This window comes from Clostridium sp. MCC353, from assembly GCF_018785315.1.
Classification (GTDB): domain Bacteria; phylum Bacillota; class Clostridia; order Lachnospirales; family Lachnospiraceae; genus CHH4-2.
The window spans coordinates 41498-57355 of sequence record NZ_WQPN01000162.1 but is presented as its reverse complement, the minus strand read 5'-3'; the positions used below and the strand labels follow the sequence as shown (position 1 = coordinate 57355).

Annotated in this window: 15 protein-coding genes and 1 pseudogene; 3 read left to right on the top strand and 13 right to left on the bottom strand. The window is 47.6% G+C overall.

The annotated features are described in order from the left end of the window. The 8 genes and pseudogenes from GPL15_RS24460 to GPL15_RS28230 all read right to left on the bottom strand — a co-directional run. A pseudogene (locus tag GPL15_RS24460) lies at positions 1-270 on the bottom strand (hypothetical protein); the annotation flags it as partial. A 328-nt stretch (positions 271-598) separates the two neighbouring features. Beyond that, positions 599-835 (bottom strand): hypothetical protein, encoded by a 237-nt coding sequence (locus GPL15_RS24455; protein WP_215701296.1) that lies wholly within the window; start codon positions 833-835, stop codon positions 599-601. A gap of 23 nt (positions 836-858) precedes the next feature. After that, positions 859-1401 (bottom strand): VanZ family protein, encoded by a 543-nt coding sequence (locus GPL15_RS24450; RefSeq protein WP_215701295.1) that lies wholly within the window; start codon positions 1399-1401, stop codon positions 859-861. A 353-nt stretch (positions 1402-1754) separates the two neighbouring features. Next, entirely contained in the window at positions 1755-2321 is a 567-nt protein-coding gene (locus GPL15_RS24445; protein WP_215701294.1) for a hypothetical protein, read from the bottom strand. 11 nt (positions 2322-2332) lie between these two features. Next, complete coding sequence (locus tag GPL15_RS24440) at positions 2333-4483, bottom strand: hydantoinase/oxoprolinase family protein (protein ID WP_215701293.1); 2151 nt, start codon at positions 4481-4483, stop codon at positions 2333-2335. 27 nt (positions 4484-4510) lie between these two features. Then, positions 4511-5791, bottom strand: coding sequence for a hypothetical protein (locus GPL15_RS24435; RefSeq protein ID WP_215701292.1), 1281 nt, complete (start codon positions 5789-5791; stop codon positions 4511-4513). A 59-nt stretch (positions 5792-5850) separates the two neighbouring features. After that, entirely contained in the window at positions 5851-7209 is a 1359-nt protein-coding gene (locus GPL15_RS24430; RefSeq protein WP_215701291.1) for an FAD-dependent oxidoreductase, read from the bottom strand. Positions 7210-7476: 267 nt separating this feature from the next. Continuing rightward, positions 7477-8226, bottom strand: a complete 750-nt coding sequence (locus GPL15_RS28230) for an IclR family transcriptional regulator (protein ID WP_215701290.1) — start codon at positions 8224-8226, stop codon at positions 7477-7479. Between the two features lie 342 nt (positions 8227-8568). Here GPL15_RS28230 and GPL15_RS24420 point away from each other — a divergent pair, with 342 nt between their 5' ends. The 3 genes from GPL15_RS24420 to GPL15_RS24410 all read left to right on the top strand — a co-directional run bounded on the left by GPL15_RS24420 (position 8569) and on the right by GPL15_RS24410 (position 10891). Further along, positions 8569-9051: a MarR family transcriptional regulator gene (locus GPL15_RS24420; protein ID WP_215701289.1), complete on the top strand. Its 483-nt coding sequence runs from the start codon at positions 8569-8571 to the stop codon at positions 9049-9051. A gap of 85 nt (positions 9052-9136) precedes the next feature. Then, positions 9137-10048: a YafY family protein gene (locus GPL15_RS24415; protein ID WP_215701288.1), complete on the top strand. Its 912-nt coding sequence runs from the start codon at positions 9137-9139 to the stop codon at positions 10046-10048. Positions 10049-10129: 81 nt separating this feature from the next. Then, on the top strand, positions 10130-10891 hold the full coding sequence (locus GPL15_RS24410) for an N-acetyltransferase (RefSeq protein ID WP_215701287.1): 762 nt from the start codon (positions 10130-10132) through the stop codon (positions 10889-10891). 381 nt (positions 10892-11272) lie between these two features. On the opposite strand, the gene GPL15_RS24405 is transcribed toward GPL15_RS24410, so the two are convergent. The 5 genes from GPL15_RS24405 to GPL15_RS24385 all read right to left on the bottom strand — a co-directional run bounded on the left by GPL15_RS24405 (position 11273) and on the right by GPL15_RS24385 (position 15844). Next, positions 11273-12517: a glutamate-5-semialdehyde dehydrogenase gene (locus GPL15_RS24405; protein ID WP_215701286.1), complete on the bottom strand. Its 1245-nt coding sequence runs from the start codon at positions 12515-12517 to the stop codon at positions 11273-11275. Positions 12518-12541: 24 nt separating this feature from the next. Continuing rightward, positions 12542-13090, bottom strand: a complete 549-nt coding sequence (locus tag GPL15_RS24400; RefSeq protein WP_215701285.1) for a 5-formyltetrahydrofolate cyclo-ligase — start codon at positions 13088-13090, stop codon at positions 12542-12544. Then, complete coding sequence (locus GPL15_RS24395) at positions 13068-13289, bottom strand: DUF896 domain-containing protein (RefSeq protein ID WP_215701284.1); 222 nt, start codon at positions 13287-13289, stop codon at positions 13068-13070. The genes GPL15_RS24400 and GPL15_RS24395 overlap by 23 nt, the downstream gene beginning before the upstream one ends. Positions 13290-13298: 9 nt before the next feature. Further along, positions 13299-14162 (bottom strand): glutamate 5-kinase, encoded by an 864-nt coding sequence (proB, locus tag GPL15_RS24390; protein WP_215701283.1) that lies wholly within the window; start codon positions 14160-14162, stop codon positions 13299-13301. 86 nt (positions 14163-14248) lie between these two features. Continuing rightward, positions 14249-15844 carry an FAD-dependent protein gene (locus GPL15_RS24385; RefSeq protein ID WP_215701282.1) on the bottom strand — a complete coding sequence of 532 codons (1596 nt, stop codon included), beginning with the start codon at positions 15842-15844 and terminating at the stop codon, positions 14249-14251. Positions 15845-15858: the final 14 nt, after the last annotated feature.

Below are 15858 nucleotides of genomic sequence, written 5' to 3'. Positions count from 1 at the left end.
CGTGTTCTGGATGCCGACCTGAAACTCACGGTAACGGATCTGCATGGATGGTGCTTCCAGGCCATCCATGGGATAGGAATTAGCAGGAAGTTCAACAAAAGCCGGGGCGGGGCTTTCTGTGCTCTCTAGGTCCTTTACTTTTTTCTCCCAGTATTTATAGGTGTCATATTTCAAACCGTTGAGTTCGCACCAGTTCCGTATAGAGAGGCCGCTTTGAATCCGCTGGTTGAAAATATCTTTCCATTCGTCAATGCTGTAATGTACATTCACGTTTGATATCCTCCTTCAATCTTTTGAAAAGAGTATAGCAGATGGTTATCAGTTGTACACTACGGTCTGTTTTGTATCGCTTACCATCAGTTATTTGAAATGTCTATACCATAATCTGCTCTAAATACCAAGCAACGTCTCAATCAAACGCGTCTTTACTTTTTCTACATGCCTTCTCTAAATCTTTATTTATCCTTCATCAGACCAGTACACAGCCATGAATCCCGGGAATGGGGATGGACGGGGGCAGAGGGCTGCTTGGAGGTTTGACGCCAGGCGGAGCGGAATCCGTTGGCGATGAAAGCCGTCTGGAAACCGTTAGTGAAACTTAGGCTCCAGGGATGGAAAAAGACGGGCAGAAACTGAAAACCAAATCAGTTTCTGAGATGCCCACTGAACGGTAAAGTCCCATAAAGAGTTTACCGTGAATGGGCATCGGACCGTCTTTTTCCGTCCCTGTAGCCTTAGTTTCACTTACGGTTGGAAGCCGGTTTTCATCGCCAACGGATTCCGCTCCGCCTGGCGTCAAACCTCCAAGCAGCCCTCTGCCCCCGTCCGTCCCCATTCCCGGGATTCATGGCGTTACTTTCACCAATCAACTAAATAAAGAATCACCGCATAAATCCCCCACCCAATTCCTGCTCCCAGCGTATTCATCACCACATCGTCAAGCTGGCAATGCCCCCTCATGGTCATCCACTGTGCGAACTCCAGGGCGCTGCTGGAAAGGAGCGCGGTTAAAATGCAGAGCCAGCCCTTTTTAATGGTTCTCCATTCCGCAAGCATAGAAATAAAAAGCCCATAAGGAATGAACATCAGCACATTTTCAATCACATAAGCATGGGATTGGGCCGTAGTTCCCCAGGTCTGGAAGAGCGTCATGCTGACCGTATTGCGGGATCCCGGCGGCCGGGAAAAAAACGCTTCATACAATAGCACATAACAGTAAACGCTGAATAAAAAGATCACTCCGCTTTTATGGGACAGCCATTGGAATATATGGCTGCGTTTAAATATGATTTTTCCCAGCCAAATGAAAACTGCGATTAAAACAGCCGTGCCGGCCGCCATGGGCAGATAGTTGATTGGATGGGAAAGATCACGGATCATGTATTCAAATATATCGTTCATTATCGGTGTACTCCTTCATTTCGCTGTCATTTTAAAAGTATACCACCATTTCCAGGTAAATAAAGGGGATTCTGATAATTGTCCCAATTAACTGTCACATGGCCTTAGGACCAGCATATTCTATATTATACAAGCAATCATGAGTACGATTGAATATAAACACAGATATGGATCCCATAGCCGCCACAAATGCTGCCATATAAATGCCCTTGCCTGTTGATCCATATCTGGAAGTGTGAAAAAATAATGTAATAAAGACAAACGCTGCGGCCTGATGAACATTCCGCGTAACAGTTCAGACCTGCCTGAACCCTTACCATTCCGCTCAATCCGGCCGCAGCTTGATAATAAAATCAGATATTATCCGTGTCAAAATAATATTTTTCAATGATCTGGGGATTAAAATCCAACCCCAGGTATGTTTTTGTAAAGCTGTTTGCCGCCAGTTCCGATGCAGGAAGCATTCTCCGCTTTACGGGAATTAATCCAAAGAGCTTTACGGTTCTTATAAATCGCTCAGAAGCTCTTCCCCATCTGGCCAGTTCAAAATAGTGATACAATTCATGGCATAAAATAATATCCTCTGCCAGCCCCTTTTTCATCTTATGGTCCAGTTTTTTTACTGCCGGTCCGTTCAAACGGATTACTTTTGTTTTAGCATAGAATTCTGCAAATTTTACATAATTTTCGTTCAGCTTTTGAGCGCCGGTTTCATATTCCACCCTGATCCCCAGGGATTCCAGCAGGGCTTTCGGCATTTGCAGGCCAAACTCTTTCCTGATCTCTTCCGCCTGTAAAGCCCCTAGTTCCAGGGCCTCCTGAATGATCTGAAGTTTATCCCCATTTTCCAGATTATCCGCAAATACAAATTGATTGAATATTTCCAGTTCCGTTTTATATTCCGGTATCATTTCAGCCATTCTAACCCTTCCTATCTCTTCTTGATAACAGCCAGATAATGATCTTCTTCCCCCAGTCTCTGCAATTCAATATCCGCAAGAGATGAAATCTGCTCCAAGCTGTCCAGACCCGACAAATCCGCGATTTTACCGTTGATCAGCAGATAGATCATCGGTGAGGTCTTTCCCGATTCGTCGAATTTCATATGATCCTCTATCTGTTTTTCCAGCATTGATTTGGAACGTCCTTTGAACTCATAGAAATCCGCATTTTCTATGCTCAGTTTAATAATCCCGCTGCAGTCGATCACACACAGCATATTGATTTTTTGTTTCAAAAACGGGATTACTGATTTTTTCCGGGCCTCAATATGGAAGGCATGGAGCGTGGAGGAACCGAACACTTTTTCTACCCGGCAGTTGTCCAACTGGTTAAAAGAATCTCTCACCGTTTTTTCCAATTCCTCATCCGTCAAAACCTCTCCCATGGATGCCTTTGCACTCAGATCCGTGGTTCCCACAGCCACCGCTTTAACAATATTTTTTGCCGTATCGATATCAATGGTGACTTCTACGGTGGATGGTGCCGCCCCGGCTTTGATCACCGCCTGTTCCGCCTCATTTCTGATCTTTAAAATGTCTTCCTGGGTGGGATTTATAATCGTCCGTTCCACAGAATCCCTCACCATGGCCAGGGCTGCCCCGATTGTAGCGATGACAGGGGCATTTTCCGCAATCTTATATTTCAGCTTCATCTTATCCGCCACAGCAGGAACTACGGAACTTGCTCCGCCGCCTCCTCCGGTGAGAATCAGATAATTCTGCGACAAATTATATTCCTTTATAAATTCCTCCACAGCGGGCACCACCTTGCCAACCGCCGTATTCACAATATCCTGGGCGATTTTCTCCGGATTTTTGCCAAATGCCTCCGCCAGTATCTCAAACGCGGTCTTCACGCTCTCTTCATTCCCCCGCGCATAATCCCCTTTTGGCATATAACCGAGGCGGTTGGCAGCGCAGGTCAAGGTAACCGCGTACCTGTTTCCTGACGGGGTTTCCAACGCCAAAAAGTCCGTGGTTTTATCCTTTGGAGTGGTCACACTGACCACCTTTGAACCTTTCAGCTCTTTTGGATCGGCAAAACACGCATAGGGCAGCCCTGCGATATGGGAACTTCTGGGCCCTACGTCGATGATATTCTGGTTTTTAAACCGCACCATGCTTCCGCCCCCAATGCCGATGGTATGAATATCCAAAGAGCTGACATAGGTATTGTGTCCGCCGATTTTGGAATATTTGGTTATAACCCTGCCGTTTTGTATTGCCGATATATCCGTGCTGGTCCCGCCCACTTCCAGGAAAATGCCGTCTGAAATCTTTTCGTACATCAAAGCGCCGGCCACCCCTGCTGCCGGACCGGAAAGCACCGTGAGGATGGGCCGTTTTTTTACCTCTTCCACCTGCATGACCCCGCCGTCGCTCCGCATGATCATGAGAGGGGCCTTCACCTTTGCGTCCTTCACCGCCTGTTCCGTCATGGAGGCGGTCTGCATCATCTTAGGAAGGATTGACGCGTTGATGACAGCGGTTTTGGTTCTGGCCCTGAGGCCGTAAAGTTTGGACAGTTCATGGGTTGCGGTGACGATCATATCATTTTGGGCGGCCATTGCTGCCACCTCCTTTTCATGAGAAGGATCATCCACGGAAAATGCCTCGCTGACCACGATCACATGCCTGCCTTCCGCCTCGAAATCCTTCAGTATGTTTTCCACTTCTTCCCGGACGATTCCATTTGCCGTATTCAGGAAACGGTAGGAAGTTTTGATCGCTTTATCATCTTCCAGGGAAACATTGCCCACATCCGTATCGGCTTTAATCTTGGCAGTTCCGATCCCGCTTCCCATACCGATCACCCCGATATCAGCCACATCGCCTTCCAGCAGGGCGTTGGTCGCCTGGGTGGTGCCGTGGGCGATGAAAACCACGTCGTCAGCGTTACATTTGATTTCTTTCAGCAAAAGATTCAGAATATCAATAACGCCTTTGGTCACTCCTTCTTTCGCTTCGTGGGTGGTATGCACTTTTTTCATTCCTATAATCTCATAGGTATCATTATCCAGCGCAATTGCATCTGTGAAGGTACCTCCTACGTCAATCCCAATTCTGATTTTTCTTGCCATTTCCTATCTCCTTATACGAATAATTATTTAAATCATAAAGAAAGCCACTGCCATAATAACGCCTGTCAGTACAAATACGGCATCAATTAAAAATGTGCCCCTGGTGTATTTCCCAACTGTGAGCTGCAAATATCCGCACGCCCAGGTCACCTGGGATGCCGTGGGATCGTTGACTGCCACATAATAATCATACAGCCACGCCAAAGTCACGATCAGCCCGATCGGAAGGCTTGTGGTTAAAAGAATGCCGATTAAAGCCGCTCCAAGCCCCCATGGATTCAGCGGGCCGCGGTACATAGTCAGGAATGGGCCTGCAACGCCGAACAACAGGATCACCGGAAGGGGTGATGTGGGAACAATGCCCATAAGAAGGGTCTTGATGGGTTCCAGCAGGGCTTCCTGCTTTGCGGCTGCCAGCACCATGCCGATTCCCATCATCAGCACCACGGTTACCGCCACATTGGCAAATCCGTCATATGCCGATTTGTTCACCAGATCCAAAACACCCTTGAATTTGTTCTTCCACTGGGTCGTTAAAACTGCGTAAATGATTCCAATAATCAGCGCCGTATTCACGTTCCATTTTAAAATAAGAACCAATAAAAGGGGAATCACCGGAGCAAGAACCGCATACAGAGGGACATCTTTTCCGCCTTCTGAATTTCCCCTTTTAGCCGCCCAGGAAAATACCGGCCCCTTGATCTTAATGCCTGCTGCAATCAGCAGGATGCTGATAATGATACCGGGAATGATAACCATAATGGCTGTATTCTTCACCAGCGGATCTGTAGCTTCCAGCCCAACCAGATTGCCGATAAATGTCCATCGCGCCACGTTCATGAAATATCCGATGGACGTGCCAGCCAGCATGACGAACGCGGCTATTACTTTCGGTACGCCGACAGAGAGCATGATCGGGAATACAATCAAACCCAGCATGATCTTAGCGCCCACGCCGCTTAAACCGATGAAACAGAACGCGCAGGCCAGGAAACAAAGAATTGCCATGATATAGGGGTTATCCCCGCCAAGCTCAGCCGCGCTTCTGATCAGTTTTTCAGCAATCCCTGTCTTTCTTATCACCTCACCTAAAATTGCCGCTATCAGTGTGGAAAAAATTGCTCCGGATAAGCCGGAGATTCCTCCCCCGACCACGTCATTCATGATCGTTTTCAATGGAATGCCCACAATGACACAGAGGGAAACCGCCATCAATGGCAGAGCCACAACTGCGTTGATTTTATCGCTTACCATCAGACCTACGATCAAAAGAAATACCGCTATAATTAAAATTGTCGTAATATTCATACCCATTCTCCTGTTCTATTTTATATGATGCAGTTGGGACATCCAACTTTTCTATTTTGTTAAACTTCCAGACACTGCCCCTGTTCCCGTAATATCCGCTGCAGTTTTTTTATATCCACATCCTCCGGCCTGCAGTTGTCCTTTATACAGACCGCCGCCGCGGTCCCTGCCGCCTGGGCCATGGCGAATACCGGAGGCATTACACGAATCGCTCCCAGGGCTTCGTGGGTTGCCGACACGCATCTGCCGGCCACAAGGAGGTTATCCGCCTTTAGCGGAACCAGAATCCGGTATGGAATCCCGTACACCTCTGACACATCCGTTTTATGGCCGGTTCCCGTCATCGCTCCATTGGCCGGATGGAGGTCTACCGGATAGCTGCAAAGCGCGATTGCATCTTCGAATTCCGTGTTCTCAACCAGGTCTTTTTCCGTCAGCGTGTACACTCCCTGGATCCTTCTGGATTCCCTGATGCCCACGCTTGCGCCGCTTTGGGCAATTCTGGCATTTTCCAGTCCCGGAAGTGTTTTAAAGAAATTCATAAGAAAATCTACCTGTTTTAACCCTTCTGCATATGCCCTGCTCATGTCATTGCTGTCAACAGGGTTTAATCCCTGGATTCTGGTGGTATTCAGCCTCCATTCCCCTTCATTGATCATGTGATACATGCCGATCTTGTTGCGGTTAATGGGGAATTCCCCACGTTCTCTGGCTTCCTCAATCAATTTGTGATAGGGAAGATACCTGTTTTCTTCATCCTGGCTTAAATATTCCTCAATCTTTTTATCGTCGGCATTGTAGATCCAGAAAAACAAAGTCATGGGCTGAAGGCCTTCTGCCGGATCCTCCATATAGCAGGGAACCCCTGCCTTCAGGCTTACGATTCCGTCCCCGGTACAATCAATGATCACTTTCCCGTCAAACTGCACCAGATCGGTTCCGTCAAATGCAATTACAGACCTGATCTGGTTTTCTTCTTTCACCACATCCAGAATGCTGATGCCCAGATGAAGTTCCACCCCTGCTTCTGAAAGCATCTCCATCATGACCAGCTTCAGCGCCTCCGGATGGAACGGCGTCAGATTATTATGTCTTAACTTTATGTAACAGCCATAAGAACTGACCTGGCCTGTTTTGGATGGGTGGATTGCCCCGCCCCGCTTTTCCATTCTGAGAATCATTTCATCAAAGATCCCCTTAATCAGTTGTTTTTCACCTTTCGGATCAAAACATGTCATAAAAGGCCCCACCAATCCGTTCGTAGCCGTCCCCCCGACTACAGATGTTTTTTCCAGCAAAATGGTTCTGGCCCCATTTCTGCTGCTGGCAATTGCCGCCGCCACGCCGGCACAACCGCCTCCGCAGACAATCACATCCGCCTGCGTCACACTTTGAATCTGACCTGCGTAATTTCCCATACCATACTCCTTTCATTTTTGAGAAATTCAGTTTCGTATTACGAAACTCTATATTTGTAGAATACAATAATGAATAAATGATGTCAATGATTTTTTCTCATTTTAGCAACTTTGCACAAAACAAACGGCTGCTGTCCACATCCTTCACCAGTAAATCCGGCATACTGCCAAAGCATAGCGGCCATCAAAAAGAGCCTGTTATACAGACATCCGTAAATTCATATCTGTATAACAGGCTCTCTATCCCGTTTCCCTTATATTATGTTCTTAAATATAATTCACAAATCCCAGATCGCTTGACACCCGGCCGGCTAAATCCAGCAGTGTCAGAATCCACTTTGACATGATTTTCTTATCGGCCAGCAAACCGGAGTGGAGACTTATCACATAAACCACATTTTTAGAAAAATTAAAGACCGGAGCGGCAACCGCCGGCAAATTGGCCATATCCGAACTGTTCTCCGCATAACCCTGCAGGGCGATCTGCTTTAACTCCTGCCTGAGAACGGCATCTTCCCGGAAAGAAGCCCCGGACATGATGCTGCGCCCCTGCTGCCAAAGGGAAGCGTGGGCCATGAACGTCTGCGGGATTACCTTGCTGTTTGTGATCATCTCACCTTCATGCAGCTCCAGGCCGTCCCCATTTCCTGAACATATCCGGTCCACAGCCATGTATTCCCGGTTCAGCTCTTTGGAAATTAAAATAGTCCCCTGGAATTCTTCAAATAACTCAGACGAATGTTTCCTCACAAATGCCCTGATATCCATCTTTTCGTATAGGGCGCTGGCAATGCTCAGTATTTTCAGTCCCAGAGAATACTTTCCTGTAGTTTCGTCCTGCTCCACAAATTCCTTTTCCAGCAATGAGGTGAGGAGACGGTATACCGTCGTCTTATTCATCCCCACTTTATTGCTGATATCAATCAGCCCCATTCCCCCCGGTTCCTTACTCAATTCCTCTAAAATCGTCAGCGCTTTGCTGACAGAAGCCACTTTATCTTCAAATCTGTTTGCCACTTTTTTCCACCTGCGTCTATTTCATAATATTATAATTCTACTCTAGTGACCTTATTATTGCAACCACCAAATCAAATCCCCGTCCGGGATGAAACTCTCTCCGAAAAATAATCCCTGCAATATTGTTTAGCCATTAAACAATCCATAAGCATATCATCCATTTCTGCCGTCACTATTGCTTTTGATTGTTTAGTTATTAAACCTTTTTGTCTAAAATCCATAAATGGCGTTGTATATTTTTCCTATACTCTTCCAACATTGATCTTTATTTTAAACTATGCCATAATAGAAAAAGGAGCGGGCAGCCCCACCCCCAAAAATGCTCCGCCATAGAGGATTGATATGAAAAAAGTATCCAAAGAATCAAACCAACTGGACCAGACCTTTCGCATATTAAATGAACGAACCAATTGCGTTTATCAGTTTGCCATGCTTTACAACAGCTATATTATGTCAGAACACAATTACGGCACCGGACAGAAAGTGACCATGATTGAAGCTCATATCCTGGCCTATATCGAAGAAAATCCCGGCACTACGATTACTGCGCTGGCCCGATACTGGAACCGGACAAAAGGCGCGATTTCCCAGACCGTTGCGCGGCTGGTGGATAAAGGCCTGGTATCCCGCCATAAATCGGCCATGAACGCCAAAACCGTACTGCTCTATCCCACAGAAGAAGGGCGGAAACTGAGCCAGGCCCATAAACTTTACAACACCATTGATCTGTCCAGAACCCTGAATGAGCTTTTAAAAGAATGCACCATGGAGGAAATCGATTCATTCTATAAGGTGCTGGGCTCCTACATTAAGCTTTTGAAATGAAAATTTTATCAGAATATGACAAACAGTTGTCATCATCTCCTGGTATAATTAAATGGAATCAAATAACCAGCAAAGAGGAAATCACATGCAGATCAACCGGCTTTTTGGAATCGTATATATCCTTATGAATCAGAAAATGGCAACGGCCAAGGAATTGGCAGCGCATTTTGAAGTGTCTAACCGGACAATCCTGCGGGATATCGAAGTGTTGTCTCAAGCGGGAATCCCGATCTATACAACTCCCGGAAAAGGCGGCGGCATCTCCATTCTGGACAATTTTATTCTGAACAAAACAGCGATTTCCGATGAGGAACAGAACCAGATACTATTTGCCCTGCAGAGTTTGGGTTCCGCTGAACACATGGATGTGGCTGATATCCTGTCCAGGCTTCAGACGCTTTTTGACAAAACGGACACAAACTGGATAGAGGTGGATTTTTCAAGATGGGGAAACACCAAACAGGACAAAGAGAAATTTGAGCTGCTGAAAACTGCTGTTATTAAAAAACTTGCAATTTCCTTCACTTACCCCAATTCCAATGGCGAAACGACGGTCAGAACCGTATATCCCTTAAAATTGGTATTTAAATCCAAGGCCTGGTATCTTCAGGCCTATTGCAAGCTGAGACAGGATTACAGGACATTTAAAATCAACCGGATTCTGACGCTGGAGATTTTATCTGAATCCTTTGCCGGCCAGGATCTTGAGCCTCCCCCCATCCTCCTGTTCGGCCCCTTCCCCTCCGGCCTGGTGCACCTGACCCTTAATTTCACCAGCCAGTCCGCTTACCGGGTCTTTGATGAATTCGACATGGAAAATATCCTCCAAAACAGCGACGGTTCCTTTACCGTAACAGCCGATCTGCCGGACGACAAATGGCTCTACAGCTTTCTTCTTTCCTTTGGAACGTCAGTCCAAATCATCAGCCCTCAGCGCATAAAACAAAACCTCATAAATGAGGTGGAAAAGCTCAGAAAGGCCCTGACAGAAACATAAGGTGACATACTATTGTCACCTTATTCATGTTATAATAACTCTGTCGTACATCATAAAACATTTTAGGAAATGGAGATCAACATGAATATCATAACCATAACAGAAGAAAATCTGGAAAAAGAACATATCTGCTGCGCAATTTCCTCCAACAAAGACTGTCAGGTCGCTTCAAAAAAAGCCTGGCTGTCCGCCCGTTTAAAAGACGGCCTTGTATTCAAAAAAGGCGATGTCAGGGGAAAATGTTTCATCGAATACATCCCAGCCGAAAACGCCTGGGCCCCCATCCAGGCTGAAGGATATATGTATATCAACTGCCTGTGGGTATCCGGCCAGTTCAAAGGCCATGGCTATTCCAGCCAGTTACTGGACGAGTGCATAAAGGACAGCAAAGAAAAAGGCAAAAAAGGCCTGGTCACTCTGTCCTCACAAAAGAAACTCCCCTACCTCTCCGACCCCAAATACCTACGCTACAAAGGCTTTCGCCCCGCCGACACAGCCGCCCCCAGCTACGAGCTCCTATATCTCCCCTTTACCGAAGATGCCCCCACCCCCTCCTTCACCCCCAAAGCCAAAACCCCCCGCACCGACGCCGACGGCTTCGTCCTCTATTACACCGACCAATGCCCCTTTACCGCCAAATACGTCCCCTTAATAGAATCCGCCGCCCGCGCCCAAAACATCCCCTTCCACCCAGTCCACCTGCAAACCGCCACCCAAGCCCAAGACGCCCCCTGCCCCTTCACAACCTATTCCCTCTTCCACCAAGGCGCCTTCCTCACCCACGAAATCCTCTCCGAAAAAAAGTTCCAAAAACTCTTTTCAGACTATTACCCCAATCCATAAACCTACGATCCTATAGTATTGGATACCTATAGAACTACACGATTTCCCTTCCTTCCCTCATCCAGCGAAGCGAAGGGGAATGGCCGGGAGGAGACGGGCGCAGAGCATGTGGTGCGGATACTCATGATGGAGGCGGGGTAAAAGTTCTTAGTTAAAAACGGCAGGAAAAGGCGGGTGAATATTGAATTCCGAATCAATATTCAAGGCGCCCTGAGAGAAGAGGTCATCAAGAGATCTTCTCGAATGGCGCCGGTCCCGCCTTTTCCTGCCGTTTTTAACTTAGAACTTTCCCCGCCGTAATCCAGAGTATCCGCACCACATGCTCTGCGCCCGTCTCCTCCCGGCCATTCCCCTTCGCTTTGCGTAACTCCCCGAACAAACCTACCCCCTTATCTGCCCTTCCCCATAAATCACATATTTTGTACTAGTCAGCTCCTTCAACCCCATCGGCCCTCTGGCATGGAGCTTTTGGGTGCTGATTCCGATTTCAGCCCCAAACCCGAATTCAAAACCGTCCGTAAATCTGGTGGAGGCATTGACATAAACAGCCGCAGCGTCCACTTCATTCAGGAATTTCTGGGAATTGGAATAGTCGGATGTGATGATGGCTTCCGAGTGCTTGGTATTATATCGGTTGATATGGTCAATGGCTTCCTGTATGTTATCCACAATCTTCAAAGAAAGGATATAGTCCAGATATTCTGTCCCCCAGTCCTCTTCTGAAGCAGGCACGAATTCCGGCACGATTTGGCAGGCAGCCTCATCCGCCCGGATTTCCACATGCTTCTCATCCAGACGCTCCTTCAGCAGAGGCAGAAAGCGGTCCGCAATCTTCCTATGTACCACCAGGGATTCACAGGCATTGCACACGCCGATTCTCTGGGTCTTGGCATTATAAATGATGTCCAGAGCCATATCAAAGTCTGCGGATTCATCCACAAAAACATGGCAGTTTCCTGTTCCTGTTTCAATCACCGGAATGGTGCTGTTTTCCACTACCGTCCTGATCAGCCCGGCGCCTCCCCGTGGTATTAACACATCCACATATTGGTTCAAACGCATAAATGATCTGGTTGTCTCACGGTCGGTGTCCTCGATCAACTGGATCGCATCCATCGGCAGTCCTGCCCGCTCCAGCCCTGCCCGTATCCACGTTACTATGGCTTTATTGGATTCAATGGCATCGCTTCCGCCTTTTAAGATCACCGCATTGCCGGTTTTAAAGCAGAGCCCGAATGCATCCGCCGTCACATTGGGGCGGGCTTCATAGATGATGCCGATTACTCCCAACGGCACCCGTTTCTGTCCGATTAAAAGCCCATTGGGCCGTTTTTTCATGGATAAAACCTCTCCTACCGGATCTTCCAGCGAAACCACTTCCAAAAGGCCGTCGGCCATGGATTTGATTCTGGATTCGTCGAGAGCCAGACGGTCTAAAAGGCCCTGGCTCATGCCGTTATTCCTGGCCCGCTCCATATCCTTCCGGTTAGCCGCCAATATCTCTTCCCTGCCTTCAAGAAGCGATGAAGCAGCCTGCTCCAGCCCGTTGTTTTTTTCAGTCTGTCCCAGCACATTTAAGCGCCTGGAAACTTCCCTGGCCCGTTTCCCTATCTCTAATAATTCCATAATTTCTGCTCCTCTCTTGGATTGTTACGGAGTCACCACTTCATCCATCTTCCGGTCAAAAGCTTCAGCCGGAATGATGTCAAACATCTGAAAATCAAAACAGATTCCAATTTTATAATGATCCGGTTCCCTTTCGAAGAAACGGTCATAATAGCCGCCTCCATAGCCGAGCCGGTTATTCTCCCTGTCAAATGCAACACCCGGCACAATGACAGGAGCATGAATGTCTGCGGCCGGTTCACAATCAGGCCCCGGTTCCATAATTCCCATACATCCTTTTTCCAGCTCCTCCGGTGACCGGACGAAGTAAAAATGAATCTGATCCCCTTCCACTCTTGGAACCGCCGTTTTTATTCCCCGTTCCTGTAGAAATTCCATAATCCGGCCCGTTCCCGCTTCATGATTCATATCCATATAACAATAAACGCAGGAAGCCGTTAAAAGTTCCTCTTTTACCGACAGCTTTTTAAAGATCCCATCGTTTTGAAGTTTTTCTTCCTCCGGACTTATGCCTTTTCGTTTTTCTCTGATAAAACTGCGGATTTCCGCTTTAGACCTCTTTGATATTTCCATATTTTTTACCCAGATCCGTTATGCTGCCGTCCTTTTCCTGGATGGATATGTTATTTAAATTGGCCCGCATATTCGTGCGGATGGCTTCGATATACTCTTTTCTCAAAGCAGCCTGCTCCGCTTTTTCTTCCTCAGTCAGTCCTACCGACTTCGATTTATGATATAGGGTATTGATCCGGTCTATCATCTCCTGTTTCATAGATACCTCCTAATATTCATTGTTGATATAGTGCATTAAGTCGAAATCCAGATTATTGTGGGCCATGAACAGAGTTCCTTTATCCTGTCCGTCCATGATCTGGCAGACGATTTCCACATCATCCCCATTGGCGATCACCATATCAGAACCTCCGTCCGTAGCAATTCTGGCTGCTGCCAGTTTAGCGGCCATACCGCCCGTTCCTACGTCGCTTCCTGATGTAGATTTCCCCATGGACATTAACTGGGGGGTGATCTCATTTACCATGCTGATGAATTCAGCATGGGGATTTTTGTGCGGATCGTCGGAATAAAGGCCGTCAATGTCAGAAAGCAGGATGAGAAGGTCTGCTCCGATCAAGGCCGCCACAATCGCTGACAGCCGGTCATTATCGCCGAAATTGTCCACAAGGGGGATCTCAGAGGTGGACACCGTATCATTTTCATTCACGATCGGAATGGCCCCCAGTTTCAGCAATTCATCAAATGTATTCTGAGCATTATACCGGGATGCGTCATTGACCATGGTATCTTTTGTCATCAGAATCTGGGCGGCTGTCTGGTTGTATTCGGCAAACAGCTTTTGATACACCATCATCAGCCTGGCCTGGCCGACAGCCGCAAATGCCTGCTTCTGGGAAATGCTGGTCGGCTTTTGATGGTGTCCCAGCGCCTGGCGTCCGGCCGCAATCGCTCCGGATGACACTAAAACCACCTCTTTTCCCTGGCCCTTCAGGTCAGAAATCACCCGGACCAGCTTTTCTATCTTCATAAGGTTCATATCGCCCGTTTCCGCATGGGTGAGGGAAGAAGAACCAATTTTAATTACCACTCTCTTTTTATCCCTCAGTTTTAATCTGTCTTCTGTCAACATACTCTCCTCTGTTTCCGCTGTGCCCTTTTTCACAGCTCTATCATTCGTTTTGTCATATCTTACACCATTTTCTGCCATCCGTCAATTTACTTTAACGGCCGGTAGCGCCTTCTGATTTCCTCAGCTATTTTTATTCCGTCCATGGCCGCAGAAGTGATTCCGCCCGCATATCCAGCCCCTTCCCCGCAGGGGAAAATGCCTTTCACGCCGCTTTCAAACCCGGAATCCCTGCTGATCCGGACAGGTGAGGAAGTCCGGCTTTCAATGCCCGCAAATATGGCGTCATACCTGGAAAATCCCCGGATCATGGATTCAAAGCCGTCCACTCCTTCGATCAAAGCCTGGGAAAGATAGGGCGGAAGCATGTCCCTTAAATTAGCAAAACGGAAACGGCCTTTAAATTCAGGCTCCACATCCCCAAAGCCGGTGGTTTCCTTTCCTGCTTTAAAATCTCCGTAAAGCTGGACCGGAATTTTACCCTCTCCGTACTGATAGGCTAAATCCTCCAACATTCTCTGGTATTTGACGCCGGCTAAAGCGGTCTGGTCCGGAAAGTCTTCAGGGGTAACCGTCACAATCAGTGCGCTGTTGGCATTTTGACCATCTCTCCCATGATTGCTCATTCCGTTGACTGCCAGACGGCCGGGCTCTGACGATGCATCCACCACATAGCCTCCCGGGCACATGCAGAAGGAATAAACCCCTCTTCCGCCCGAGGTCTGTTTTGTCAGCTTATAACTGGCCGCACCCAGGATTTCATCGTACCTGTCCGTCCCATATTGGGAAAGATTGATCATCCTCTGTGGATGCTGGATTCTAAGCCCCACAGCAAAAGATTTCTGCTCCATGGGCACATGTTTTCCATAAAGGACTTCAAATGTATCCCTGGCGCTGTGTCCGATTGCCAGAACCAGGGCATCGGTTTTTATCCGTGTAACGCCATTGACCGTAATTTCCGACAGCCGGTTGTTCTCCACCATAAAATCAGTCACACAACTGAGGAAATTTACGGTTCCGCCCAGACGGATGATCTCATTTCTCATATTTTTAACAATCCCGCTGAGCACATCCGTGCCGATATGTGGTTTGTTCTGATAGAGAATAGCCGGGTCCGCTCCGAACTCCACGAGAATCTCCAGCACCTTCTGATTCCTCTTCACAGGATCTTTGACCAGGGTGTTCAGCTTTCCGTCTGAAAATGTCCCGGCTCCCCCTTCTCCAAACTGCACGTTGGACTGAGGGTCCAGAACGCCGGTCAGCCAAAATTCGGAAACCTTTTTATTCCTGGCATCCACATCCTCCCCCCGCTCTAACACCACAGGGCAGTATCCGGCTCTGGCTAACATCAGGCCGCAGAACAGGCCTGCAGGCCCGAATCCCACAATTACAGGCGGATGATCCAGTTTCTCTTCACCCGGACCGGGAAAACGGTAGGGCTTTTCCTGCACCAGGGAAACGTTGGCGTTCTTTAATTTATGTACCGTCCCGCTCTCTTTCCCGGTTTCCACATCCACCACATAACTGTAATAAATATCCGGTTTCTTTCTCGCATCCACAGACTGTTTTACGATCCGGATGCTTTTTATCTGATCAGCCGGAAGTTTCAGGGTCCTGGCCGCTTTATAAAGAAGCTGGTCTTTTCCGTGATCCACCGGCAGTTTTAACTGATTGATACGTATCATTCTTATACCTCACA